Source organism: Pseudomonas sp. BB438 (genome assembly GCF_057180225.1).
Window position 1 is genome coordinate 2,290,356 of the sequence record NZ_CM170001.1, and the last position, 23,291, is coordinate 2,313,646.

General features: G+C 63.5%; 24 protein-coding genes. 14 read left to right on the plus strand and 10 right to left on the minus strand.

Annotated features, from left to right (window positions below):
* Positions 1–43: 43 nt before the first annotated feature.
* The gene (locus tag AC1ZV1_RS10770; RefSeq protein WP_484296697.1) at positions 44–1,015 is read right to left on the minus strand and encodes a magnesium and cobalt transport protein CorA; all 972 of its coding nucleotides are present in this window, start codon (positions 1,013–1,015) and stop codon (positions 44–46) included.
* Positions 1,016–1,114: 99 nt separating this feature from the next.
* Positions 1,115–1,336, minus strand: coding sequence for a hypothetical protein (locus AC1ZV1_RS10775; protein WP_484296698.1), 222 nt, complete (start codon positions 1,334–1,336; stop codon positions 1,115–1,117).
* A gap of 284 nt (positions 1,337–1,620) precedes the next feature.
* On the opposite strand from AC1ZV1_RS10775, the gene AC1ZV1_RS10780 reads away from it, so the two are divergent.
* A complete protein-coding gene (locus AC1ZV1_RS10780) occupies positions 1,621–2,124 on the plus strand; it encodes a macro domain-containing protein (protein ID WP_484296699.1) in 504 nt (167 codons plus the stop codon).
* A 106-nt stretch (positions 2,125–2,230) separates the two neighbouring features.
* On the opposite strand, the gene AC1ZV1_RS10785 is transcribed toward AC1ZV1_RS10780, so the two are convergent.
* Positions 2,231–2,422, minus strand: coding sequence for a hypothetical protein (locus tag AC1ZV1_RS10785; RefSeq protein ID WP_484296700.1), 192 nt, complete (start codon positions 2,420–2,422; stop codon positions 2,231–2,233).
* A gap of 159 nt (positions 2,423–2,581) precedes the next feature.
* Entirely contained in the window at positions 2,582–3,271 is a 690-nt protein-coding gene (locus AC1ZV1_RS10790) for a crotonase/enoyl-CoA hydratase family protein (protein ID WP_484296701.1), read from the minus strand.
* 238 nt (positions 3,272–3,509) lie between these two features.
* On the opposite strand from AC1ZV1_RS10790, the gene AC1ZV1_RS10795 reads away from it, so the two are divergent.
* A complete protein-coding gene (locus AC1ZV1_RS10795) occupies positions 3,510–4,784 on the plus strand; it encodes a hypothetical protein (protein WP_484296702.1) in 1,275 nt (424 codons plus the stop codon).
* Between the two features lie 22 nt (positions 4,785–4,806).
* Complete coding sequence (locus tag AC1ZV1_RS10800) at positions 4,807–5,091, plus strand: GNAT family N-acetyltransferase (protein WP_484296703.1); 285 nt, start codon at positions 4,807–4,809, stop codon at positions 5,089–5,091.
* 135 nt (positions 5,092–5,226) lie between these two features.
* Here AC1ZV1_RS10800 and AC1ZV1_RS10805 read toward each other — a convergent pair whose 3' ends face one another.
* Together AC1ZV1_RS10805 and AC1ZV1_RS10810 are read right to left on the minus strand one after the other, a co-directional pair.
* Positions 5,227–6,303, minus strand: a complete 1,077-nt coding sequence (locus AC1ZV1_RS10805; RefSeq protein ID WP_045208585.1) for a 3-deoxy-7-phosphoheptulonate synthase — start codon at positions 6,301–6,303, stop codon at positions 5,227–5,229.
* A 180-nt stretch (positions 6,304–6,483) separates the two neighbouring features.
* The gene (locus AC1ZV1_RS10810) at positions 6,484–6,903 is read right to left on the minus strand and encodes a PilZ domain-containing protein (RefSeq protein ID WP_484296704.1); all 420 of its coding nucleotides are present in this window, start codon (positions 6,901–6,903) and stop codon (positions 6,484–6,486) included.
* On the opposite strand from AC1ZV1_RS10810, the gene AC1ZV1_RS10815 reads away from it, so the two are divergent.
* The 5 genes from AC1ZV1_RS10815 to cysB all read left to right on the plus strand — a co-directional run bounded on the left by AC1ZV1_RS10815 (position 6,902) and on the right by cysB (position 10,888).
* Positions 6,902–7,288, plus strand: a complete 387-nt coding sequence (locus tag AC1ZV1_RS10815) for a YbbN family protein (protein WP_484296705.1) — start codon at positions 6,902–6,904, stop codon at positions 7,286–7,288. The genes AC1ZV1_RS10810 and AC1ZV1_RS10815 overlap by 2 nt on opposite strands.
* The gene (locus AC1ZV1_RS10820) at positions 7,288–8,235 is read left to right on the plus strand and encodes a putative 2-dehydropantoate 2-reductase (protein ID WP_484296706.1); all 948 of its coding nucleotides are present in this window, start codon (positions 7,288–7,290) and stop codon (positions 8,233–8,235) included. Before AC1ZV1_RS10815 ends, AC1ZV1_RS10820 begins: the two co-directional genes overlap by 1 nt.
* Before the next feature lie 17 nt (positions 8,236–8,252).
* Positions 8,253–9,164: a 5'-nucleotidase gene (locus AC1ZV1_RS10825; protein ID WP_484296707.1), complete on the plus strand. Its 912-nt coding sequence runs from the start codon at positions 8,253–8,255 to the stop codon at positions 9,162–9,164.
* A 96-nt stretch (positions 9,165–9,260) separates the two neighbouring features.
* Positions 9,261–9,746 (plus strand): universal stress protein, encoded by a 486-nt coding sequence (locus tag AC1ZV1_RS10830; RefSeq protein ID WP_484296708.1) that lies wholly within the window; start codon positions 9,261–9,263, stop codon positions 9,744–9,746.
* A gap of 167 nt (positions 9,747–9,913) precedes the next feature.
* A complete protein-coding gene (cysB, locus tag AC1ZV1_RS10835) occupies positions 9,914–10,888 on the plus strand; it encodes an HTH-type transcriptional regulator CysB (RefSeq protein ID WP_024765699.1) in 975 nt (324 codons plus the stop codon).
* A 55-nt stretch (positions 10,889–10,943) separates the two neighbouring features.
* Here cysB and AC1ZV1_RS10840 read toward each other — a convergent pair whose 3' ends face one another.
* From AC1ZV1_RS10840 to AC1ZV1_RS10850, 3 genes are all read right to left on the minus strand, one after another.
* The gene (locus tag AC1ZV1_RS10840; RefSeq protein WP_484296709.1) at positions 10,944–11,573 is read right to left on the minus strand and encodes a phosphatase PAP2 family protein; all 630 of its coding nucleotides are present in this window, start codon (positions 11,571–11,573) and stop codon (positions 10,944–10,946) included.
* A gap of 115 nt (positions 11,574–11,688) precedes the next feature.
* Positions 11,689–12,033, minus strand: coding sequence for a hypothetical protein (locus tag AC1ZV1_RS10845; protein ID WP_484296710.1), 345 nt, complete (start codon positions 12,031–12,033; stop codon positions 11,689–11,691).
* Positions 12,034–12,118: 85 nt separating this feature from the next.
* Positions 12,119–12,853 (minus strand): phosphoadenylyl-sulfate reductase, encoded by a 735-nt coding sequence (locus tag AC1ZV1_RS10850; RefSeq protein ID WP_484296711.1) that lies wholly within the window; start codon positions 12,851–12,853, stop codon positions 12,119–12,121.
* Between the two features lie 189 nt (positions 12,854–13,042).
* Between AC1ZV1_RS10850 and thrH the strand changes: the two genes are divergently transcribed.
* Positions 13,043–13,660 (plus strand): bifunctional phosphoserine phosphatase/homoserine phosphotransferase ThrH, encoded by a 618-nt coding sequence (thrH, locus tag AC1ZV1_RS10855; protein WP_484296712.1) that lies wholly within the window; start codon positions 13,043–13,045, stop codon positions 13,658–13,660.
* Positions 13,661–13,756: 96 nt separating this feature from the next.
* Here thrH and pabB read toward each other — a convergent pair whose 3' ends face one another.
* Complete coding sequence (pabB, locus tag AC1ZV1_RS10860; RefSeq protein ID WP_484296713.1) at positions 13,757–15,100, minus strand: aminodeoxychorismate synthase component I; 1,344 nt, start codon at positions 15,098–15,100, stop codon at positions 13,757–13,759.
* A 162-nt stretch (positions 15,101–15,262) separates the two neighbouring features.
* Between pabB and AC1ZV1_RS10865 the strand changes: the two genes are divergently transcribed.
* The 5 genes from AC1ZV1_RS10865 to AC1ZV1_RS10885 all read left to right on the plus strand — a co-directional run bounded on the left by AC1ZV1_RS10865 (position 15,263) and on the right by AC1ZV1_RS10885 (position 23,288).
* Complete coding sequence (locus AC1ZV1_RS10865; RefSeq protein WP_484296714.1) at positions 15,263–17,971, plus strand: winged helix-turn-helix domain-containing protein; 2,709 nt, start codon at positions 15,263–15,265, stop codon at positions 17,969–17,971.
* Position 17,972: 1 nt separating this feature from the next.
* Positions 17,973–20,696: a winged helix-turn-helix domain-containing protein gene (locus AC1ZV1_RS10870; RefSeq protein ID WP_484296715.1), complete on the plus strand. Its 2,724-nt coding sequence runs from the start codon at positions 17,973–17,975 to the stop codon at positions 20,694–20,696.
* 231 nt (positions 20,697–20,927) lie between these two features.
* Positions 20,928–21,383: a DUF6160 family protein gene (locus tag AC1ZV1_RS10875; RefSeq protein ID WP_017516894.1), complete on the plus strand. Its 456-nt coding sequence runs from the start codon at positions 20,928–20,930 to the stop codon at positions 21,381–21,383.
* A gap of 90 nt (positions 21,384–21,473) precedes the next feature.
* Entirely contained in the window at positions 21,474–22,235 is a 762-nt protein-coding gene (locus AC1ZV1_RS10880; protein WP_484296716.1) for a C39 family peptidase, read from the plus strand.
* A gap of 48 nt (positions 22,236–22,283) precedes the next feature.
* Positions 22,284–23,288 (plus strand): transporter, encoded by a 1,005-nt coding sequence (locus tag AC1ZV1_RS10885; protein WP_484296717.1) that lies wholly within the window; start codon positions 22,284–22,286, stop codon positions 23,286–23,288.
* Positions 23,289–23,291: the final 3 nt, after the last annotated feature.

Sequence of the window (23,291 nt, forward strand, 5' to 3'; positions counted from 1 at the left end):
GTTGGTGGCGGTGAGCCTCACAGGCGCTAGTCGCGGGCCTGGCCTAAAGCCAATCCGCCTGCTTGAAGCTGATGTACAGCCCAATGCAGCCCAGCGCCAGGAGTCCCATGATCAGGAAGTAGCCGTAGTGCCAATGCAGTTCGGGGATGTACTCGAAGTTCATCCCGTAGATGCCGGCCACGGCGGTGGGGAAGGCGAGAATGGCCGCCCAGGCGGCGAACTTGCGCTGCACCACGCTCTGCCGTGAGGACTCCAGCGCCAACCCGACTTCAATGGTCTGGCTGGCCACGTCGCGCAGCGTGGTGAGGTCTTCCAGCAGGCGGTTCACGTGGATCGCCACGTCGCGGAAGTAAGGGCGCATCTGCTTGTCGATGAAAGGGAAGTCGAGGCGCTGCAGCTCCTGGCAGATCTCCACCATGGGCGCGGCATAGTGCTTGAGCTTGAGCACTTCGCGGCGCAGGCCGTAGATTTTCTCGATCTGCTCCTGGGTCAGCGACTGGCGCAGTACCTGCTGCTCTACTTCCTCGATCTCCTCGCGGATCGCCTCCACCACCGGCTCGTAGTTGCTCATCACGAAATCCAGCAGGGCGTAGAGCACGAAATCGGTACCGTGGGCCAGCAATAGCGGCCGCGCCTCGCATCGCTGGCGAACCTGGGCATAGGACTGGGAGAAGCCATGGCGCGCGCTGATGATGTAGCCGATGCCGGCGAACAGGTGGGTTTCGACGAACATCAGTCGGCTATCGGCGCGGATCGGAGAATAAATAACGATGAACAGCGCGTCACCAAAGGTTTCCAGCTTTGGCCGGCTGTGCTTTTCCAGGGCGTCGGAAACGGCCAGTTCGTGGAGGTTGAACTGGCGCTGCAGGTTGAACATTTCTTCCGGTGTCGGCTCCTGCAGGCCGGTCCAGACGAAATGGTCGGGCTGGCAGGCCCAGCGATAGCCGTCCTCGAGGGGGATGTCGGAGACCTTGCGGCCCTTGCTATAGACGGCGGAAGCGATGACTCGGCCCATGCTGAAACCCACCCTGCTGCTGGATCTGGTGTGAATCGGGAGTCGTGCTGCAGGGATTCAGTGTTGGTCAGCCTGGCGCGACGCGCCAGCGAGGTGGAGTCAGGAGTGGGGCGTCAGAGCGTCCTGCAGGCCTTGCAGTGCGACCGGGACAGCCTGGTTGAAGCGTTCGAAGAGCCCGGTGCGGTCGATGTTGTCCACCGGTGTCCGGCGCGCGTCATCGAAGCCGGCGCTGAGCGCGGTAACCACCAGGATCACGATGGTGTAGAGCCCCAGGGCGGCGAGGGCGCCGTTGCGGGCATAGCGGTGTGCTTGACGGTTCATGCTGGCGACTCGGGTCCTGGGAAGTGATGGCCCAGTGTCGCTTTGCTCATTTCGATTGAATAACGATGTCGGTTGCTTCCCGCTATCAGGCAAATTGATAGATAGCGGTGGAACGACCAGGCGCAAGGCGGCGGGCAAGGCAACGTTTTTGGAGGCTGCCGGGACGCTGGCGGGTTTCATGGCTGCTTGACCCTCGTCAAGGAGAGGGAGTCTGCCCGGCGTAACGTGGAAATCAGGCGGTGGCGCGAGGCCGCCACGGACTTCCCGGACGCAAGGAACTTCCCATGATTCGATACGTTGAAGGCGACATTCTGTTGAGCACGGCCCAGGTCATCGCGCACGGAATCTCGCCCCAGGACCATTTCGACAGCGGCCTGGCGCTGGACCTGCGCGAACGCTGGCCGTCGATGGTGCGTGATTACCGCCATGCCGCTCACTCGAACGCGCCGAAACCGGGCACGATCTGGATCTGGTCGGGCGTCGATGCCGACGGCTCCACTCGCTGCATCGCCAACCTGCTCACCCAGGAGCAGCAGGGTGAAGGGCGTGCAGCCAAACCGGCTGGAGCAACGCTGGAGAACGTCACTCATTGCCTGAAGGAACTGGCCAAATACCTGCAGAGCGAGGGTGTCAGCAGCGTGGCGCTGCCGTGCCTGGCGACGGGTGTCGGTGGTCTGGACTGGAAAGCGGTCAAGCCACTGGTGGAGCGCTACCTGGGCGACCTGAACATTCCGGTGCTGGTCTATGAGACCTATCGCCGGGGCGTAGCGGCTGCCGAAAAGCGTTGAGGCTGTGTCATCGTCCCTGAAAAGCCCGGCTTCAGGCCGGGCTTTTCGCTTCGGGCTCGACTGCATGACGTCACCTGCTGCAGGCGGCTGGTGGGGTGTGAAGGTTTCAGCCCTGCTTGGAAGCGGCTTCGACGTTCACCTTGCTGGCGGACTGCTCGGATTGCTGTTGCTGGATGGCAGCCTGGGTCATGTGGACCATCCGGTCCTGCATCAGCGGCGACTCTTCGGCGAAGCTGGCCTGGGCGGCAAAAGCGGTAGCGGCGGCCAGTACGCTGGCGGCGATGATGTTGAGTTTCATGATGAACACCTCCGGTTGGTTTGCTTTGGGTTCATCCATAGGTTAATGCGTAATAATTTTTGAAAAATAGCAAACCGGCTGAATAAGTGTTGCCTTTTAGGTAATAGTCTGATCATGAAAAAGCCCGGCACCAGGCCGGGCTTTTCCGTTATCGGGCGATCAGGCCAGGTGGTTCTTGTCCAGCTCGATGGACTTGTCCAGGGTTTCCAGCAGCTGCTTGCGTACTTTCAGCTTGGTGTTGCGGTGCGCCGTCATGTTCAGCTTCTTCAGGTGCTGCGCGGCTTCCAGGGCGGCGGCCTGGAGTTGCTCGGCCGGGACGACCCTGTCGAGGAAACCGGCGTCCACCGCATCGCGCGGGTTGAACATCTCGGCATTCACCACCGAGCGGGTAAAGGCGGAGCGGCGCAGGCGGTCACGGGCCAGCTCGATGCCAACGTGGTGCATGGTCATGCCGATGGCCACTTCATTCAGGCCGATCTGGAACGGGCCATCAACGCCAATGCGGTAATCCGCCGAAAGCAGGATGAAGGCACCCTTGGCCACCGCATGGCCGGTGCAGGCAACGATGACCGGGAAGGGGTGGGACAGCATGCGGCGCGCCAGGGTGGAGCCGGCAGCTACCAGGTTCACGGCGTTTTCCGGGCCAGACGTCATCACCTTGAGGTCATAACCACCGGAGAGGATCCCTGGCTGGCCGGTGACGATGACGATGGCACGGTCTTTCTCCGCCTCGTCCAGGGCCTGGTTGAAGGCTTCGATGACCGCCGGGGAGATGGCGTTCACCTTGCCGTTGTTCAGGGTCAGGGTGGCGATGCCGTCTTCGAATTGGTAGCTGATCAGCTCACTCATGGCAGAGGGTCCTGGGTTGGAATCCGTGGATGGAAAGTGGGCCAGAACATACTGACGCAAGGCAGGGGCGTAAAGCGTTTTGACTGACTGGTGAGTCAGTCGCGTGCCATGAAAATCGGGCGATTTCTGTGCGCTGTGCACGCATTTTCCGAGCGCGCTCATGGAGAGGTGTTGGGCGTACTGTTAAGCTGCCAGTATCCCTGCGCCCCGCTCTCGCACAATCCAGGATGTGCCTGTCATGTCGAAGATTCTCAAGTGGTCCCTTCTCGCTGTCGTTGCGATCGCCGTCATCATCAAGGCGTCGCTCTGGCTTTCCGTGCGCAGCGTGGTGAACGACGCAATCGCCCGTGTCTCGCCGTTCATGGAGATTACCTACGGCGGTATTTCCTCCTCCTTCGATGGCCGGGTCGGTCTGCAGAACGTGGTGATCAAGGTGCCCATGGCGGGTGACAGCCTGAAGGTCGCCCACGCCCAGCTGAAGTTCAACGGCCTGCGCGAGCTGCTCAGCTTCAAGGAGCGCCTGGGTGAGGGCAAGTTGCCCGAGCAGATGGCAGTTGACCTGAAAGGTGTCGAGCTGCAGATCCATGGCCCGTTCATGCAGTCGCTGTACGCCCAGCCGGCGGAGAAGAGTGCCTTCACCGCGATGAGCGAAGTGGCCTGCGGCAACGTGCGCAATATCGGTGTCGATGAGCTGCTGCAGATGGGCTACCGCACCCTCGAGTCGGACATCGAGTTCTCCTACCGCATGCAGCCGGGCGCACAGACCCTCACCTTCGACTTGCGCAGCGATACCCGCGACATGCTCGACATGCACACCAGCATGTCGCTGATGAATGTTTCCGAGCGTCCGGGCGACATGCGCGTAAATCCGCCGCGGGTGTCCCAGGTGATCGTCGAGATGAACGACAACCAGTACCAGCGCCGCGTCAGCGAATTCTGCCGCGGCAAGCTGGGCGTGGACCAGAAGGCCTACACGGCGCTGTCTCTGGAGAAGTTCGACCAGGCCCTGCGCCAGCAGCGCATCGCGCTCGACAAGCTGGTACTCGAGGCCTATGGCCGTTACCTGGAAGATCCACGCTCGCTGCGCATCGAGCTGACACCGAGCGAAGGCATGGCCTGGGGCGGTCTACAATTTTTCGAGCCCAAGGATGTGATTCAGATGCTGCATCCGGTCGTCTTAGTGAACCAGCAGTCAGTCGCACCGATCGGGTTCGCCTGGGTCGATCCGCTGAAGAAAAAACTCACGCCGGAAAGCCAATATCAAATGGTTTCGGCCCCGGAAACGGTTGAGTCACAGGCCAAAACGCAGCAATATGAGTTCGTTAGCGTTGAAAGCCTTGCCCAGTACACCGGCAAGCGCCTGCAGTTCATCACGTTTGATGGTGCCTATTATCAGGGTGTGCTGCACAAGGTGGAGAACGGCCGAGTCTATATCACTGTCCTGCTTGGGACCGGCTCGGCGGAAATGTTCCTCCGCCTGAACAAGATCAATCAGGTGCGGGTCATGTTGTGAGGGCCCCGGAAGGAGAGAGCAAGTGAGTGAGTCGTTGTCCATCCAGCATGATGAATCCAGCCACCAGTTCGTAACGACTGTTGATGGTCATCGCGCCTATCTGGCCTACATGGATCTGGGCAAGCAGACGCTCGATATCTACCGCACTTTCGTTCCGGACACCCTGCGTGGCCGCGGTATCGCCGCCGCCCTCACCGAGCACGCGCTGCAGTACGCCGAGCGCAAGGGCTACAGCGTCATTCCGTCGTGCTCCTATGTGGAGCGCTACCTGGAGCGGCGTCAGCGCCACACCGATACTGCGCTCTGACCTCAGGCGCAGAAACAGAAAGCCCGGCAGTGCCGGGCTTTTTTGTGCCTGGCGAAACCCTGGCGCGGGGATCGCTGTATCGAGGGCGAAAAAAAGCCGGGCATTTGCCCGGCTTCTTCGCGTCTGCCTGGCGTGTCAGCCGCGCTGACGCTTGGGCAGGACGTCCTTGAGCTTGGCGTGCATGCTGCGCACGGCCTTCTCGGTGGTGTCCCAGTCGATGCAGGCGTCGGTGATCGACACACCGTACTGCAGCTGGCACAGGTCCTTCGGAATTGGCTGAGCGCCCCAGCCCAGGTGGCTTTCCACCATCAGGCCGACGATGGAGTTGTTGCCTTCGGCGATCTGGTTGGCGACGTTGTCCATCACCAGCGGTTGCAGGGCCGGGTCCTTGTTGGAGTTGGCGTGGCTGCAGTCGACCATCACGTTCAGCGGGATCTTCGCCTTGGTCAGTTCCTGTTCGCACAGGGCGACGCTGACCGAGTCATAGTTCGGTTTGCCGTTGCCGCCACGCAGCACCACGTGGCCGTAGGCGTTGCCCTTGGTGGTGACGATGGAGACGCCACCTTCCTGGTTGATGCCCAGGAAGCGGTGCGGGCTGGAAACCGACTGCAGGGCGTTGATCGCCACGGTCAGGCTACCGTCGGTGCCGTTCTTGAAACCGACCGCGGAGGACAGGCCGGAAGCCATCTCGCGGTGGGTCTGGGACTCGGTGGTGCGTGCGCCGATGGCCGACCAGCTGATCAGGTCCTGCAGGTACTGCGGGGATATCGGGTCGAGCGCTTCGGTGGCGGTGGGCAGGCCCATCTCGGCGAGGTCTCGCAGCAGCTGGCGGCCGATGTGCAGACCGTCCTGGATCTTGAAGGAGTCATCCAGGTACGGGTCGTTGATCAGGCCCTTCCAGCCGACGGTGGTGCGCGGCTTCTCGAAGTACACGCGCATCACCAGGAACAGGGTGTCGGAGACTTCCGCGGCCAGCACCTTCAGGCGCTCGGCGTACTCGTGGGCAGCCTTGATGTCGTGGATGGAGCAGGGGCCGATCACCACGAACAGGCGATGGTCCTTGCCGTCAAGGATGTCGCGGACAACCTGGCGGCCGTTGGCAACGGTGCGCAGGGCGGCGTCGGTCAGGGGGATTTCGCGCTTGAGCTGCTCCGGCGTGATCAGTGTCTCGTTGGAGGCAACGTTAAGGTCGTCGATCTGTAAATCAGCCATCGTGGTACTCAATCAGGTCACGGGTGCCGGCCGCCAGAAATCCCCGTGCGATGGGGCGCAGGCATAGGTGTCGCTAAGGGGAACCCGAACCTTAACCGTTCAGGCCTTGCCTCGACAATGGCTCGATGCAGGAAAATGCCCGCGACACGGGCATTTGCGCGACTTTCTGCGGGGCGCCGATCAGACTGCGCAAAACATCGGGAAGTCGGCGGCGTTCTGCGCGATCCACTCCAGCGCCAGAACCTCGAACGGCAGGCTGCTGCCGCTGGTCTGCTCCCGCTGGCGCCGGTACTGCTCGATCTGGCAGACCTGCTCGACCATGCGAGCCCGGAACAGCGTGTCTTCGTCGATGAAGGCGATTCCCACGCGGTAGTCACTGGTCTGTTTGCGGCTCCAGGCGATGATGCCCGGGTAGCGGGCGGAGTCGCCCAGCAGGGGAATGCGCAGCTCGATGGAGGTGCCGCGGCGAAAGCCGCGCGGTGAGTTGCACGCGACGCCGCCGAGGCTGATATTGTGCAACCGCTGGCGCGGCAGGAAGGTCTGTTTGCGGATGACCAGTTCGACCGGAAAATCGCAAGGGTGACGCAGGAACTGACGCATGACGGAACGCTCCGACTGCAATCTTTATAGTGGTGGCACCTTGAGTATAGTGCCGGCCCTGGAGCTGACCGACCTGGATGCCGACCGCCGGCTGCTCGAGCTGCCGGGCGTGTCCCTGCTGATTTTTACCGGTGAAGGCTGCTCCACCTGCCGCTGGGCGCGGCAGGTCCTGCCAGAGCTCGGCCTGCCGATAGATCGCCTGTGCTGGATCGACGCCGGGCACAGTGGTGGCCTCGTCGAGCGCTATGAAGTCTTCCATCTGCCGTCCCTGTTCCTGGTGCGCGACGGCCATTTCCTGGGGCCCGTTCACGCAGCGCTGCGCCCCGAACCTCTGATCCAAGCCCTGCGCGATGCCCTGTCGCGCCCTGCTGAGGAATTGCCTTGATGAATCTGCGAATCGGCATCATCGGAACCGGCGCCATTGGCGGTTTCTACGGCCTGATGCTGGCCCGTGCCGGCCACGACGTTCATTTCCTGCTGCGCAGCGAGTATCCCGCCGTCGCACAGAACGGCCTGCGCCTGAACAGCCAGGTGCACGGCGCGCTGAGCCTGTCGCCAGTGAATGCCTACGACGATGTGGCGAAGATGCCACCTTGCGACTGGCTGCTGGTGGGTGCGAAGACCACCAGTAACGCCGACCTCGCGCCGCTGATCATCCAGGCTGCGGCGCAGGGGGCGAAGGTCCTGCTGCTGCAGAACGGTCTCGCCGTGGAAGACGAACTGCGCGCGCTGCTGCCCGCGCACATCCATCTGCTCGGCGGACTCTGCTTCATCTGCGTGCACCGTGCCGAGCCGGGCGTCATCGAACACCAGGCCTTCGGTGGGGTGAACATCGGCTATCACTCCGGCCCTGCTCATGACGCGGAGGCCCGCCAGGCGATCGTGGAGGAGGGCGCCGCGCTGTTCCGCAGCGCCGGCCTGGATTCCAATGCCATGCCGAACCTGGAGCAGGCGCGCTGGCAGAAGCTGGTCTGGAACATCCCCTACAACGGTCTGTCCGTGCTGCTCGACAGCGGCACGCGGGCGATCATGGACAACCCCGACAGCCGTGCCCTGGTGACCGAGCTGATGGAGGAGGTCATCTCCGGCGCGGCGGCTTGCGGGTATGCGCTGCCACCGGGCATTGTCGGTGCGATGCTCAGCTCCACCGACGCCATGCCCGACTATCTGCCGAGCATGTACCATGACTTCGAGCAGCACCGGCCGCTGGAGTTGGGCGCGATCTACGCCGCGCCTCTGGACGCGGCACGCAAGGCCGGATGCGAGCTGCCGAAGATCGAGGCGCTGTATCGCGCGCTGCGTTTCATCGACGCACGCAACCAGGGTCGCTGAGGGGCGCCGGGGGAAGCATGGCAAAAGGGCTGGGTGACAAGCTGGTGGTGGCGATTTCCTCGCGGGCGCTGTTCGATCTGCGAGAAAGCCATCAGGTCTATGAAAGCGAGGGCGTCGAAGCCTACCGCCAGTACCAGATCGCCCGTGAGGACGAAGTCCTGCCGCCAGGCGATGCCTTCGCCCTGGTGCAGAAGCTGCTCGCCCTCAACGGGGGGACCGACAGCGCGCCGGTGGAGGTCATCCTGGTCTCGCGCAACAGCGCCGACACCGGCCTGCGAGTGTTCAACTCCATCCAGCACTATGGCCTGGGCATTTCCCGCGCCGCCTTCGTCGGCGGCCGTAGCCCATATCCCTACCTCAAGGCATTCAATTGCCACCTGTTTCTTTCGACCCACATCGAGGACGTGCGCAACGCACTGGAAGCGGGCTTTGCCGCTGCCACCATCCTGTCCGGCGGCACGCGCCGGGAAGCCAGCGGCGAGCTGCGCTTCGCTTTCGACGGCGACGCGGTGCTGTTCTCCGACGATTCCGAGCGCGTCTACCAGCAGGGTGGCCTGGAAGCCTTCCAGACCCATGAGCGCGAATCCGCCCGCGAACTGCTGGGCGGCGGGCCGTTCAAGCCCTTCCTGGCAGCATTGAACCGCGTGCAGCAGGCCTTCCCACAGGAGTCCTGCCCGATCCGTACGGCGCTGGTCACTGCGCGCTCGGCACCGGCCCACGAGCGGGTGATTCGTACCCTGCGCGAGTGGGACATCCGCCTGGACGAGTCGCTGTTCCTGGGCGGCCTGGACAAGGCTGCCTTCCTCGAAGCCTTCGCCGCCGACGTATTCTTCGACGACCAGCCGATGCACTGCGAACGTGCCAGGGAAGTGGTGGCGACCGGCCATGTTCCCCATGGCGTGAGCAATGAAAAGAAGGTCGCCGGATAGCCGCACGGCCGCGACATCCGGCCTTCTCGGAGCGATTCGCATTCTCCTGCTACGCTGCTGAATAGGCCCCGCCGCGCTGGCAGTCGAGGAGGCCGCATGATCCGAACAATTCTGTACGCCACCGACCTCGGTCTCTACGCCCCCTACGTCCTTCAGCACGCACTGTCGCTGGCCCGTGCCTACGGTGCCGAAGTCTATGTCGTGCACGCTGTGGAGCCGCTGGGGCTCTTCGCCGAGTCCGTTCTGCAGACCTACCTGGACGACGGCACGCTGAACGAGATGCGCACCAATGGCCTGACCAACGTCATGGGCAGCATCGAGCAGCGGGTGATGGAGGGGTTCCGGGATGAGTTGGGGGAAGCACGCCAGGACGCCGAGCTGATTCGCTCGGTGCGCGTGGTGCAGGGGGATGCGCCGATGGTGATTCTCGACGAGGCCAAGCGCCTGGGTGTGGACATCATCGTCGCCGGCAGCCACAGCCATGGGGAAGGGTTGAATGCACCGCTGGGACGGACCGCCGCGCGACTGGTGCAGTTGGCCGAGGTGCCGGTCTACCTGGTTCCGATGCTGCAGCACCGTTGATCGCTTTGTGACGATATGTCGGACAAGCCCGGAAATTCCGTGGGGCTTTAGACGAATGGCATGCAGGGCGAAAAAAAACGTCTAGTTTTATTCCTTAAACCATTAATATGGTTATAAAACGATAAGCCCCTGATCGCGGGTCGCGACATTCATTTCGAGGAAAGTCCATGAAGCTTCAACAACTGCGCTATATCTGGGAAGTCGCGCACCACGATCTGAACGTCTCCGCCACTGCCCAAAGCCTGTATACCTCGCAGCCCGGCATCAGCAAGCAGATCCGCCTGCTGGAAGACGAGCTGGGTGTCGAGGTCTTTGCCCGCAGCGGCAAGCACCTGACTCGTGTGACCCCGGCCGGCGAGCGCATCATCACCACCGCCGGCGAAATCCTGCGCAAGGTCGAGAGCATCAAGCAGATCGCCCAGGAGTTCTCCAACGAAAAGAAGGGCACGCTGTCCATCGCCACCACCCACACCCAGGCGCGCTATGCGCTGCCCGGCGTGATCAGCGGCTTCATCAAGCAGTACCCGGACGTGTCCCTGCACATGCATCAGGGCACGCCGATGCAGATCGCCGAGATGGCTGCTGATGGCACGGTCGACTTCGCCATCGCCACCGAGGCACTGGAGCTGTTCGGCGACCTGATCATGATGCCGTGCTACCGCTGGAACCGTTGCGTGATCGTGCCCCAGGGCCACCCGCTGACCAAGGTGCCGAAGCTGACCCTGGAACTGCTCGCCGAGCAGCCCATCGTCACCTACGTGTTCGGCTTCACCGGCCGCTCCAAGCTCGACGAGGCCTTCAACCAGCGCGGCCTGGTGCCGAAAGTGGTGTTCACCGCGGCCGACGCCGACGTGATCAAGACCTACGTGCGCCTGGGCCTGGGTGTGGGCATCGTTGCGCACATGGCGGTCGATCCGAAGCTGGACAGCGACCTGGTGATGCTCGACGCCAGCCATCTGTTCGAGTCCAGCGTGACCAAGATCGGTTTCCGCCGTGGCACCTTCCTGCGCGGCTTCATGTGCGACTTCATCGAGAAGTTCGCCCCGCACCTGACCCGCGACCTGCTGGCCAAGGCTGTGCAGTGCCACAACAAGACCGAGCTGGACGAACTGTTCGACGGAATCGAGCTGCCGGTCTACTGAGTACGACTGTGGCAGAAAAACGCCCGGCTTGGCCGGGCGTTTTCATGTCTGCGCCTCAGGCGCGAATCCAGCCTCGCCGAATCAGCGGTGCCAGACAGCGACGGTGGATACTCTCCGCTGCCTGCGTACAGCGTGCCCCGCAGTGCTCCCAGCCCATCCACACCAGCGTGTTGCCGATGGCCGCGACGGCGCAGCCGCCGAGCAGGTCCAGCGGAAAATGGATACCCAGATAGACCCGCGCCAATCCGACCAGAATGCCGATCACCGCTAGCAGGCTACCCGCCAGGATCACCCCATCGCACAGCAGGCTCAGTGCGGCGCCGGCGAACAGGGTCATGTGGTCGCTGGGGAACGAAGCATTGGCGGCGTGAGTCAGCCAGGCATGGCCAAGTCCCATGACGAAGGGGCGAGGCGTGGGCCATAGCAGGCCGATGGCCTGGGCCAATGCCAAACCTGTTGCCATGACGAGCAAGGCCCGCAGCAACGCATTGCGTGTCACGAAATCGCCCCGGCACCAGAGCCATAGCAGTGCCAGCGGAAGCAGGAATAGCGGCACCGTGGCGACCAGTTGGGCCAGATGAATCAGTCCGGCGGGAGTGTCCGGGCGGGCGTTGATGGAGATGAACAGGGATTGATTAAGGGCCTCCAGCAGATTGCTGGGGGCGGGTGGAAGCGCGCTTGGCATCGGCAGAGGACTGACAGGTGGTCGGAGATGAAGTCAGCGAGCCTATTCGCGGGAGTGTGAAGGACCCGTTAAGGCGCGGACAGCGGGCACTGCAGCGCGCAGAGAAATGGATGCCTCACAGATTGTCGAGATCGTCGCGCCGGGCCAGTTCGGCGAGGGCCTCGCGTGAGTCCAGCGGTAGCTCGCCACGGCCTTCGAGCACTTCGTGGAGGAAGCTCATGAACACCGTGTAGACGACTTCGCGGCCATCATCGTGGCGGACGACGAAGAAGGGCGCCGTGTCGACGCCATATTGCGCGGCAACCAGCCAGCCGGTGCTGGCGGGGTTGCGTTCGTCGGCGACGAGGGTGCGGTCGATACGATCCAGGTAGCCGCCCTTGACCAGGCGCTCGTGAACTTCGCGACATTTGCGGCAGTCCTGGCCATCGGCCAGGACCTTCTTCACCAGGGTGATGCGCATGGGATCGGCTCCGCCGCAGGCTGGCAGGCGTCCGATCCTGGGCTGCGGGCTGACAAGGAAAATTCCATCCGCCGAGGGTAAGGCCTCAGGCCTTGCTGATCAAATTGCCGGCGTGCAGGCCGCACTCCTTCTGCGTGGCTTCTTCCCACCACCAGCGACCTTCGCGCTCGTGCTGGTTCGGCAGCACGGGGCGGGTGCAGGGTTCGCAACCGATGCTGATGAAACCGCGCTCATGCAGGCTGTTGTAAGGAATTTCCAGCATGCGGATGTAGGCCCAGACCTCTTCGCTGCTCATGCTGGCCAGCGGGTTGAACTTGACCAGCGGTTTCTCCGGAGTGGAGAAGGCGCCATCCAGTTCGACCACGGCCACCTGGCTGCGGGTGCCGGGACTCTGGTCCTTGCGCTGGCCGGTGGCCCAGGCGGTCACGGTGGACAGCTTGCGCTTGAGCGGTTCGATCTTGCGGATGCCGCAGCATTCGCCGTGGCCATCCCTGAAGAAGCTGAACAGGCCCTTTTCCTTGACGAACGGCTCCAGCAGGCGCGGGTCCGGGGTCATCACTTCGATGGCGATGCCGTAGTGCTCGCGGACCCGCTCGATGAAGCGGTAGGTCTCCGGGTGCAGGCGACCGGTGTCGAGGCTGAATACCTTGACGTTCTTGTTGAGCTTCCAGGCCATGTCGACCAGCACCACGTCCTCGGCGCCACTGAAGGAAATCCACAGGTCGTCGCCGAAGTGCTCGAAGGCAAGCTTCAGGATGTCCTGTGGGGCTTTGCTGGCATAGCTCGCGGCGATTTCCGCGATATCGAACGGGAGGCTCATCAGGCGGTATTCCTAGTTTTAATGGCGCAAGGCGCTCTGTGGGCGCGATGGTAGCAAAGAGGTGAATATGCCCCTAAATAACCATCGGGAAGGTCGACTGTGGTGTTTGGGTATAAGTGCCGCGTTGCGCCGCTTGTGGCGAGCGGATAGAGTGCCGCCTCTCAAGTCAAACCTGCGGGGAAATCGTTCGTGGAAATCGCCTGTCTCGACCTGGAAGGGGTCCTGGTTCCGGAAATCTGGATCGCCTTCGCTGAAAAAACCGGTATCGAAGCGCTCAAGGCGACGACTCGCGATATTCCGGATTACGACGTGCTGATGAAGCAGCGTCTGCGTATCCTCGACGAACACGGCCTGAAGTTGTCCGACATCCAGGAAGTGATCGCCACCCTGAAGCCGCTGGAGGGCGCGGTGGAGTTCGTCGACTGGCTGCGCGAGCGCTTCCAGGTGGTGATCCTCTCCGACACCTTCTACGAATTCTCCCAGCCGCTGATGCGCCAGCTCGGTTTCCCGACCCTACTGTGCCACAAGCTGATCACCGACGAGACCGATCGCGTCGTCAGCTACCAGCTGCGCCAGAAGGATCCGAAGCGTCAGTCGGTCATCGCCTTCAAGAGCCTGTACTACCGTGTGATCGCCGCTGGCGATTCCTACAACGACACCACCATGCTCTCCGAAGCTCACGCCGGCATCCTCTTCCATGCGCCGGACAACGTGATTCGCGAGTTCCCGCAGTTCCCGGCCGTGCACACCTATGAGGACCTGAAGAAGGAATTCCTCAAGGCGTCCAACCGCTCGCTCAGCCTGTAAGGCTGGCTGTGACGAAAAAGCCCCGCTGATGCGGGGCTTTTTCTTTTGTGCGTTTTGTCGGTAGGGGATGCCCATGATCGCGCGCACGGCGCATTCCTACAGATTTTCCAAGGTTCGCAGTAGCACGCCGACCTTGGTCAGCGACTCCTCGTACTCGTCCTCCCAGTTGGAGTCGGCCACGATGCCGCCGCCGGCCCAGCAGCTTGCCTGGCCGTCCTTCACCAGCACGGTGCGGATGGCGATGGAGCTGTCCATTTCTCCGCGCACATCGAGGTAGAGCAGGCTGCCGCAGTAGATGCTGCGCTGGGTCGGTTCCAGTTCGTCGATGATCTGCATGGCGCGGACCTTCGGCGCGCCGGTGATCGAGCCACCAGGGAAGCTGCCTTCGAGCAGGTCCAGCGCATCCTTGTCGCTGGCCAGTTCGCCACGCACGCTGCTGACCAGGTGATGGACGTTGGGGTAGGTCTCCACGGCGAACAGCTCGGGCACGCTTACGCTGCCGGGGCGGCAACTGCGGCCCAGGTCGTTGCGCAGCAGATCGACGATCATCAGGTTCTCGGCGCGATCCTTCTCGCTGGCGAGCAGGGCATCGGCATTGGCCCGGTCGGCCTCGGGCGTGTCGCCGCGCGGGCGGGTGCCCTTGATCGGACGGGTTTCCACCTGATTGCCGTGGAGCTGGATGAAGCGCTCCGGCGACAGGCTGAGGACCGCGCCTTCAGGCAACGCCAGGTAGCCGGAAAAAGGCGTAGGACAGGCTTCGCGCAGGGCGCGATAGGCCAGCCAGGGCGAGCCGCTGCAGGGCGCGCGGAAGCGCTGGGTGTAGTTCACCTGGTAGCAGTCGCCGGCCAGGATGTAGCTGTGCACGCGCTCCAGCGCTGTGTGGTACTGCTCGCGGCTCAGGTCCGGGCGGAACGGTGCGGAGAGCCGGAAGGGCGGCAGGGCGCGCCCGTCGGAAGCGCTGTCGAACAGGGCGATCAGGCGCTCCCGCTCATCCGCCGCCAGCGAGGGGTGGAACACCAGCTGACTGCTGCGTTCCTCGTGGTCGGTGATCAGCGCCCACGCATACAAGCCAAGGCGCGCATCGGGCAGGGCGAGGTCATTGAGGTTCGGTTCGGGCAGTCGCTCGATGCGACGGCCAAAGTCATAACCGAGATACCCGATCATTCCGCCGACGAATGGCAACGTGCGATTGTCCGGGACCTTCGCCTCGCCCAGGCTCTGCAAGGCGGCTCTTGCGCGGGCGAAAAACCGCTTGGCCGATTCGTCGGCGGTTGGTGCCAACTCTGCCAATGGCCAGGCGCTCAGAAGGTCATAGCGTCCACGTGTGGCAATGGGTCGGCCGGCGTCCAGGAGTACGGCGCCGGGTGCCCGATGGATCAGGGCGAAGCGGTCGCCCGGGTCTTCCCGGTAAGGAAGCGGGTACAAAAAACAGTCAGGCATGGGTAACAGCGTGCAGGCAAATGAGGTGAACAGGTCGGCTGAAGTGTTGATCCTAGAGCTATTTCTTCAGTTTACGTCGGAAAAGCATTCTGATAAGAAGTGACGAATCCCACGCGGACAGTGCTCCGTACCAACAACGATAATGACATAGGGATACAGGCCGTGGATGTAGTGCTCGAACCCGCAGCCGGCAGCCTTCTGCGCTCCAGATTAACACCCCCCCGGGTGCCTGCTGATTATTTGATTCGTCCCGAGGTCCAGAATGCCCTGGACCGACATCCGTATGCCTCGGTGCTGTCTTTCTCCGCGCCCGCCGGTTTCGGCAAGAGCACCGCGCTGGCGGCACTGGCCGGCAGGCGTGCGAGCGAAGGCCACAAGGTCGCCTGGCTCTCCCTGGAGAGCGGCGACGACGACCCCGGCCGTTTCTGCCTGAAACTCATCCAGGCCCTGGCTACCGCGGTGCCGGGCTCGGGCGAGGATGCGCTGGGCTACGTGCGCAATACGATGCGTGTGCCCGTGGTCGCGGTCATGGAAAGCCTGCTGATGGACCTCTCCCGCGACGAGCGCAAGGTTCTGCTGGTACTCGACGACCTGCATGAGATCACCCATTCCGACATTTTCGCCGGCCTCAACCGCCTGGTGCAGTACGCGCCGCCCGGCCTCACCCTGGCCATCGGCAGCCGCTCCCAGCCGCCGCTGAACCTTGCCACCTGGCGCGCCAAGGGACTGCTGCTGGAGATCGGCCAGGACGAGCTGCGCCTGTCCCGCGACGAAACCCGTGAATACCTGGCCCGCGACGGCCTGCAACTCGAAGATAGCTGCCTGCAGACGCTGCACAACCAGACCGAAGGTTGGATGGCGGGGGTTCACCTGGTCAGCCTGTGGCTGCGCCAGCAACCGGGGGCTCCGGAAGATCTCAAGCTGCTCAGCAGCGACAAGGCGGCAGTGGGGGATTACCTGCTGCGCGCGGTGTTCGAGCGTTTGCCCGTCGACGTGCAGGACGCGCTGCTGTCCCTGGGGATCGCCAACCGCCTGAACGGCGACCTGGCGAACACCCTGACCGGTCGCCAGGACGGCCAGGCGCTGCTGGAACACCTGGACAGCATGCAGCTGTTCCTCCTGCCGCTGGACCGTGATCGCCAGTGGTACCGCTTCCACCAGCTGTTCGCCGATTTCCTCCGTGCACGCCTGCGCGAGCGTGATCCGGAGCGCTTCAAGCAACTGCATTTCAACGCCAGCCTGTGGTTCACCAACCACCACATGCCGACCCTGGCCATCGAGCACGCCTGCCTCGCCGAGGACCCGGAAATGCTCGCCGCGCTGGTGGACGGCTGCGGCCTGGAACTGATCAACCGCGGCCAGCTCTACCTGATCTCGCGCTGGCGCCGGCACGTGCCGGACGAGATCGCCGAGCGCTATCCGATCCTGGTGCTCAGCGATGTCTGGACCCGCGCCACGGAGCTCAGCCTGCCCGAAGCCAACCGCATGATCGACGAGCTGCTGGCGCGCTGGGGCGACTCCCGCAGCAACGGCCCGATGGGCAATCAATATCTCTCGGCGCTGGCGGTGAAAGCCGTGCTGGCGCTGCAGAAGGACGACCTCGAGCAGTGCATCACGCTGGCGCGCAAGGTGGAGAGCCAGCTGGGACAGAATTCGGCGTTCCTCGAAGGTGCCATCCTGCTGATCGCTGCCTTCGCCCAGGTTGTCCGTGGCCAGGCGGATCAGGCGCGTCGCCTGATGGGGCTGGCGCAACAGCGCAATCATTTCCTCGACGGTCGCTACCTGCACATGCAGCAGTGCACCATCGAAGTGGTGCTGGCGCTGGAGCAGGGCCAGGTCAAGCAGGCGCAGATGCTCATCGAGCGTGTGCGCGAGCAGGCCATGCCGTTGTTCGACAAGCGCTCCCAGGCCCTGGCGCTGCCGGCCATCGCCGAGGCGCTGACGGCCTACTACCGCACCGAGCTGGACGGCCTGGAAGAGCGCCTGCGCTGGGCGCTGGGTCGGGTCGATGTGGTCAATCCCATCGATCTCTACGCCCAGGGTATGCAGTGCCTGGCGCGTATCCAGCGCCTTCAGGGGCGCGGCAAGGAGGCGTTGGCGACGCTTGGGCTGATGCAGACCCTGGCTTCGCGCAACCAGTCCTGGCGCTTCTTCGCCATGGCGGTGGGGGAAGAGATCAACCTGATCCTCCAGGAGACCGCCACCGACCGCTGCAAGCGCGCCGAACAGCGCCTCAAGGCGATCGACTGGGCCAAGCTCGCCAGCCACTACAAGCAGATGCCGTTCAATCCGGTGCTCTGGGTCCAGGGCATCAGCCGCGTGCGTCTGCTGCAGGCGCGAGGGCACTTCAGCGAGGCGTTGCACGAAATCACCCAGCTGCGCGGCATGCTGCAGCCGGGTTGGCACGGCCTGCAACGGCTGCGCCTGGACCTGCTGGCAGCCCTGAGCTACCAGCGCCTGGGCTACCAGGAACGTTCCCACACCCTGCTCGGCCAATGTCTGGTCGGCGCAGAGCGGGAAGGGGTACGGAGCATTTTCATCGAGGAAGGCGAGGGGATTCGCCAGTTGCTGCAGCAGCTGGAATCCACCGAGCGACAACCGGCATTGCAGGTCTTCATTCGCGGAATGTTGACCGTCTGGCCGGGGCAGGAAGCACGCAGGTTGCCCGAGGTGCTCGAAGAAGGTCTGACCGACCGCGAGCGCGAGGTGGTGTGCCTGGCGGCCCAGGGACTCTCCAACGAGGAGATCGGCCAGCAGCTGTCGCTGGCCCTGGGCACCGTCAAATGGCACCTGCACAACATCTACGAGAAGCTCAAGGTGCGCAATCGGACTCAAGCGATACGCCGTGCCCGCGAGCTGAGTCTGCTCTGACATGACGACCCTGACCACATTGCCGCAGCAGCCCATGCCGCTGCTGCGCACCAAGCTGTTCCCGCCGCGCACCGACAGCGATTCGCTGCTGCCGCGACGCGCCCTGATCGAGCGCCTGTACGCCAATCGCCAGCAGCGCGTGCTGATCCTCAGCGCGCCGGCCGGCTTCGGCAAGAGCACCATCCTCAGCCTGTTTCGCCAGCGCTTGCTGGAGAGCGGTGCGCGGGTCGCCTGGATGTCCTGTGACGAGGGCGACAGCGAACCGCAGCGTCTGGTGCAGTACCTGGTGGCGAGCATCCGCAGCGTCGAGGCGGACTTCGGCACCAACACCTCGAACCTGCTGCAGTCGGACATGACCCTGCCGCTGGAAGGCATCATCGACGCCTTCCTCTCCGACCTGCGCCGCCTCGACGGGCCGCTCTACCTGCTACTCGACGACTTTCACCAGATTCGCCACCCGGCGCTGGCCCACGGTGCGCGCTACCTGATCGAGCACCTGCCGGACAACATCCGCCTGGTCACCAGCACCCGCTACCGGCCGCGCTTCCTGGTCGACGAGCCGGGGCTGGCACCCTGGGCCTTCTGCCTGAGTGGCGACGACCTGCGCCTGACCCGCGAGGAAACTGTCACCTTCCTCACCGAACTCAAGGGCCTGGCCCTGAGCGACAGTGAGCTCAAGCTGCTGCACAAGCGCACCGAGGGCTGGATCACCGCGCTGCATCTCGCAGCGCTGGCGCTGGCGCGCAACCCGGATCGCGCGGCGCTGCTCAAGGGGCTTTCCGGCACCGAGCGCGATCTCGCCGATTACCTCGCCGAGGACGTGCTGCGCAGCCTGCCCGAACCGCTGCAGCAGTTCCTCGACCAGACCTCGGTGCTCGACGAATTCTGCGCGGAGTTGTGCAACGCCCTGACCGGGCGCCGCGATGGCCTGGACATGCTGATGCGGCTGCAGAACGAGCAGTTGTTCATCATCCCGCTGGATGATCAGCGCGAGTGGTTCCGTTATCACCACCTGTTCGCCGAGTTCCTCCAGGGACGCCTTGCGCGCAATTCCGATCCGACACCGCTGTTGCATGCCGCCGCGCGCTGGTGCGAAAGCCGCGACATGGCCGACCGTGCGATCAAGTACGCGCTGCGCGCCCGCGACTACGCCTTTGCCGCCGACCTGCTGGAGCGCCAGGGCGCGAAGCTGATCGCCGGCAACCGCGTCTACGGCATCCTCGGCATGCTCAGCAGCATCCCCGCCGAGGTGATCCGCGAGCACCCGGTGTTCCAGATCTTCTACGCCTGGCAGCTGGCCTTCGAGCAGAAGTTCGCCGAGGCCGAGGCGCTGATCGAAGAGCTCAGCGTCCGGCTGCTGCAGGGGCAGGGCAAGGTGCGTCACTTCGGCATGGCGGAACTGCTCGCCGTGGCCCAGGTGCTGAAGGCGCTGGTGCTGCTCTACCAGGACAAGCTGGAGGCCTGCCTGAAAGTGGCGCGCCAGTGGCTCGCGCTGGTGCCGGGCAACCAGCCGGTGTTCCGCGCCAGCCTGTCGTGCATCCAGGCGGCGGCCTATGCGCTGCTGGGCGACTACGCCGAGGCGGCCAACGCGATCGGTGTCGCCCGCGATTGCCTGCGCATGGCCGACAGTGAATACCTGCAGGTCGTCGTCAGCATGATCGAGGCGTTGATCTGCAAGGAGCGCGGCGAGCTGGAGCGCGGCCGGACCATCGCCGAAAGCGCGCGCAGCCGCGTGGAGCGGGTCTTTGGCCGGCGCAGCCGAGTCGGCGGGCCGCTGTCGCTGGCCTATGCCGATCTGCTCTACGAGCAGGATCGCCACGCAGCGATCCTTGCCGAACTGCCCTTGGCGACCACCTGGCGCGACGTTGCCACGCCGGTGGAACTGATCAGTCGCGGCCAGTTGGTGATGGCCAAGGCGCGCTTCTTCGCCGGTGAGGCCGAACAAGGGTTGGCCCAGCTCGACGAATGGCTGGTTGGCCTGCAGTCGCCGGGCTATGAGCGCGTGCATGCGCTGGCCATGAGCTGCAAGGTGCAGCTGCTGCTGTGGATGCGCCGGCCCAATGAGGCCGAACGGGTGTGCCTGCAGCTGGCGCGACACCTCTCCGGACTCAACGCCGAACGCTATGCCGACGCCCATGCGGCGCTGGTGATGGCGGAGGCGCGCCTGGCGCTTTCCGAGCGCCATGCCGAGCGTGCGCAGCAGCGTCTGGAGTCATGCCTGGCGGGCTTTACCTCGCCCTACCAGCGCGACCGGCGGCTGCGTCTTTCGCTGTTACTTTCTGTGGCGTATTGGCAGAAAGGTAACAGCGAAAAAGCCTTCGCCTTGTTCGCCCCGACCCTCGAAGAAGCCTGGAACCTGGGCTATCGGCGCCTGTTCCAGGACGATGCCCTGTGGCTGCTGCCGCTCTGGGAGGCCTGGAAGGGGACCGAACCCAAGCGTGCATCGGCCTGGCAGGGGGTGGCGGAAATGCTCCGCGAACAGTGCCGGAGGCTTTCCGTTGACCCGGAAAGTTTCGATGAAAATCAGGATGTTAGTCATCGCGAGCGAGAGATCCTGCGGCTCGTGGCGGCAGGCTTGTCGAACCGGGACATCGCCCAGGCGGTGCATCTGTCGGAGGCCACCATCAAGTGGCATCTGCACAACCTGTTCGCCAAGCTCGGTGTGCGCAGTCGGACCCAGGCGGTACTCAAGGGCAAGAGTCTGGGTCTGCTCAGCGAAGCTTGATTCGGAAGGTTGGTTTTGCGCCATCCCTTGGATGGGCTGGCAGGTTCACGGCGGGTCAGTAGCTTGGAGATCAGGACGCGAAGCTTCGTGCTTCACGAATCCATACCCGCGGCGCCTAAGGAAGAAGTCGGGGGTCTGGAAGATCGGCATCAGCCGGTCAACCTGCAGCGGGGTAGGACGCCCCTTGCAGTGCCTGGGGCAACCCCACCTGAACACTGGAGAGTTATAACAATGAAAATCAAGCAACTGGTTCTTGCAAGCGCAGTTCTGGCCGCTCCGTTCCTGGCACATGCCGACATGAAATCCATGGATGACGCTGCACTGTCCGGTATCACCGGCCAGGATGGCATCAGCATTTCCGGTACCTTCAACGCCTCCATTGGCGCTGTCACCTACAAGGACGCCGACACCAACGGCGGTTCCCTGGTGCTGCAGGGTATCCACCTGCCGAGCGTGACCATCGCCGACAACGCGCCGATGACCGTCGACGTGGTGAAGACCAATATCACTCCGGTTGGCGGTGGCACTGCCGTAGCCACCGAGCAACTGGCCATCGGCCTGCCCACCGTGACCGGCGACGTCACCATCGACGCCGTCAAGGTCGGCACCGGCGGCGCCAGCATTGGCTCGCTGACCGTTTCCAACCTGAACCTGGCGGGTTCCACCGTGAAGGTCTGGGGTCACTGATCCCCAAGGTTGAAGCGCAGTACCCCTTGCCGGCGCCTGCCGGCAAGGGTCTTCCAGGATTGACGTCCAGTATTTGAAGCGAGGGGTGGGATGTTCGAGATTCTGCTGGGAAGCCTGCTGGGCCTGTTCGGTTTTACCCAGGCCGTGGATACCAAGCCGCAACAGCAGGGCACAGTGAACATCTCGCAATCGCTCACGCCCAACGGTCCTTTTCGCGAGTCGATCCAGCTCGAGCCGATGAGTCAGGTGCAGTTCCGCAACGTCATCCGCCAGGCCTACGACTACAGCTGCGGCTCGGCAGCGCTGACCACGCTGCTGGACTATTACCTGGGCCGCAATCTGGAAGAACGTCAGGTCATGGAAGGCCTGATCAAGTACGGCGAGGCCGACAAGATCGTCCAGCGCCGTGGATTCTCGCTTCTGGACATGAAGCGCTACGCCGCTGCACTGGGTTACAAGAGTGGTGGCTTCCGTGCCGAGTTCTCCGACCTGGACTCGCTCGAACACCCGGCGCTGGTGCCGATCCACTATGCCGGTTTCAAGCATTTCGTCGTGGTCCGCGACGTCTACAACGACCACGTTTTCGTTGCCGATCCTGCCTTGGGCAACATCAGTTTCACCCGCGCCCGTTTCGAGGAAATCTGGGACCAGAACGTGCTCTTCGTCATCTACCCCAGCGGCCAGGAGCCCAAGAACGCCCTGGAGCTGCGCGAGGCCGACCTGCGCCTGGTGGACGACCGGACTGTCAGCCTGTTGGCGTTCCGTGAGTTCCCGGAGATGAGCAAGATCACTCAGAACCAGATTGGCGAAGCCGCCACGAAGGGAGACGTCCAGTACATCCGGCGCAAGTGACTGCCCGATCGGCCCATACGAATAAGAACAAGACCAGGGGATAGCAACATGGATTTCAAGGGGTTTGCGTGCGTTGCCGCTCTGGCCTTGCTGGTGAGCGCCACTGCCATGGCCGAAGAAGCGACAACCGAAGACGCGCGTGACGCGCTGGCGAAGAAAGACACCGATGCCGACAGCGCCAAGGCACTGGAGCAGGTCTTCCAGGCCGCCGAAAAGAGCTACACCCTGCTCAAGAAGGGTGAGCGCCAACTGACCTACGGTTTCGACTACACGCTGATGCGCGATACGCGCCTGCAGGCTGTACGCAGTGGTGAGAATGTCTACAGCGTGCTCGCCCAGAGCGAGGCGCAGCACACCTTCACCAACTCCTTCACCTTCGACTACGGCATCTGGGACAACCTGACCTTCAGCATGCGCCTGCCGTTCGTGGCGAAGTACGACACCGAGCGCGACATCCATGCCTACAGCCTGGGCGACGTCTCCGCGACCCTGCGCTGGCAGCCCTGGGCCGCGCGTCGCGGCGCTCCGGTCACCACGCTCTATGCGACCCTCGGCCTGCCCACCGGCGACAGCCCGTACAAGGGCAACGTGCAGGACGATGTGTCCACCGGCAACGGCTTCTACAGCCTGGGCGCCGGCGCCAACATGTCCTACGTGATCGATCCGGTCGTGCTCTATGGTTCGCTGGGTTACACCTACAACATGAAGGTCGACGACATCCATCAGAACCAGTATGGCGAGGAGCTGGAGAAAGTGGTGCCGGGCGACACGGTCAACTTCGCCATGGGCATGGCCTACGCGCTGTCCTACGACGTCTCCCTGGCGACCTCCTACCAGATGGCCTACTCGTTCAAGAACAAGTACTACTTCAATGACCGGACGGTAGAGGCGCCGGAGCAGACCAGCGCGATCATGAACTTCTCGCTCGGCCTGCGAACATCGCCCGACTACATCGTCAACGTGAACGCCGGTTTCGGTCTGACCGAAGACTCGCCGGATGTACTGCTGGGGGTTTCCCTTCCCCTGGATATCCAAGGCCTCAAAGCCCAGTAACCG

Coding starts and splice junctions, on each gene's coding strand:
- AC1ZV1_RS10770 (WP_484296697.1), bottom strand. CDS start 1,015: ATGGGCCGAGTCATCGCTTCCGCCGTCTATAGCAAGGGCCGCAAGGTC.
- AC1ZV1_RS10775 (WP_484296698.1), bottom strand. CDS start 1,336: ATGAACCGTCAAGCACACCGCTATGCCCGCAACGGCGCCCTCGCCGCC.
- AC1ZV1_RS10780 (WP_484296699.1), top strand. CDS start 1,621: ATGATTCGATACGTTGAAGGCGACATTCTGTTGAGCACGGCCCAGGTC.
- AC1ZV1_RS10785 (WP_484296700.1), bottom strand. CDS start 2,422: ATGAAACTCAACATCATCGCCGCCAGCGTACTGGCCGCCGCTACCGCT.
- AC1ZV1_RS10790 (WP_484296701.1), bottom strand. CDS start 3,271: ATGAGTGAGCTGATCAGCTACCAATTCGAAGACGGCATCGCCACCCTG.
- AC1ZV1_RS10795 (WP_484296702.1), top strand. CDS start 3,510: ATGTCGAAGATTCTCAAGTGGTCCCTTCTCGCTGTCGTTGCGATCGCC.
- AC1ZV1_RS10805 (WP_045208585.1), bottom strand. CDS start 6,303: ATGGCTGATTTACAGATCGACGACCTTAACGTTGCCTCCAACGAGACA.
- AC1ZV1_RS10815 (WP_484296705.1), top strand. CDS start 6,902: ATGACGGAACGCTCCGACTGCAATCTTTATAGTGGTGGCACCTTGAGT.
- AC1ZV1_RS10810 (WP_484296704.1), bottom strand. CDS start 6,903: ATGCGTCAGTTCCTGCGTCACCCTTGCGATTTTCCGGTCGAACTGGTC.
- AC1ZV1_RS10820 (WP_484296706.1), top strand. CDS start 7,288: ATGAATCTGCGAATCGGCATCATCGGAACCGGCGCCATTGGCGGTTTC.
- AC1ZV1_RS10825 (WP_484296707.1), top strand. CDS start 8,253: ATGGCAAAAGGGCTGGGTGACAAGCTGGTGGTGGCGATTTCCTCGCGG.
- AC1ZV1_RS10830 (WP_484296708.1), top strand. CDS start 9,261: ATGATCCGAACAATTCTGTACGCCACCGACCTCGGTCTCTACGCCCCC.
- cysB (WP_024765699.1), top strand. CDS start 9,914: ATGAAGCTTCAACAACTGCGCTATATCTGGGAAGTCGCGCACCACGAT.
- AC1ZV1_RS10840 (WP_484296709.1), bottom strand. CDS start 11,573: ATGCCAAGCGCGCTTCCACCCGCCCCCAGCAATCTGCTGGAGGCCCTT.
- AC1ZV1_RS10845 (WP_484296710.1), bottom strand. CDS start 12,033: ATGCGCATCACCCTGGTGAAGAAGGTCCTGGCCGATGGCCAGGACTGC.
- AC1ZV1_RS10850 (WP_484296711.1), bottom strand. CDS start 12,853: ATGAGCCTCCCGTTCGATATCGCGGAAATCGCCGCGAGCTATGCCAGC.
- pabB (WP_484296713.1), bottom strand. CDS start 15,100: ATGCCTGACTGTTTTTTGTACCCGCTTCCTTACCGGGAAGACCCGGGC.
- AC1ZV1_RS10870 (WP_484296715.1), top strand. CDS start 17,973: ATGACGACCCTGACCACATTGCCGCAGCAGCCCATGCCGCTGCTGCGC.
- AC1ZV1_RS10875 (WP_017516894.1), top strand. CDS start 20,928: ATGAAAATCAAGCAACTGGTTCTTGCAAGCGCAGTTCTGGCCGCTCCG.
- AC1ZV1_RS10880 (WP_484296716.1), top strand. CDS start 21,474: ATGTTCGAGATTCTGCTGGGAAGCCTGCTGGGCCTGTTCGGTTTTACC.
- AC1ZV1_RS10885 (WP_484296717.1), top strand. CDS start 22,284: ATGGATTTCAAGGGGTTTGCGTGCGTTGCCGCTCTGGCCTTGCTGGTG.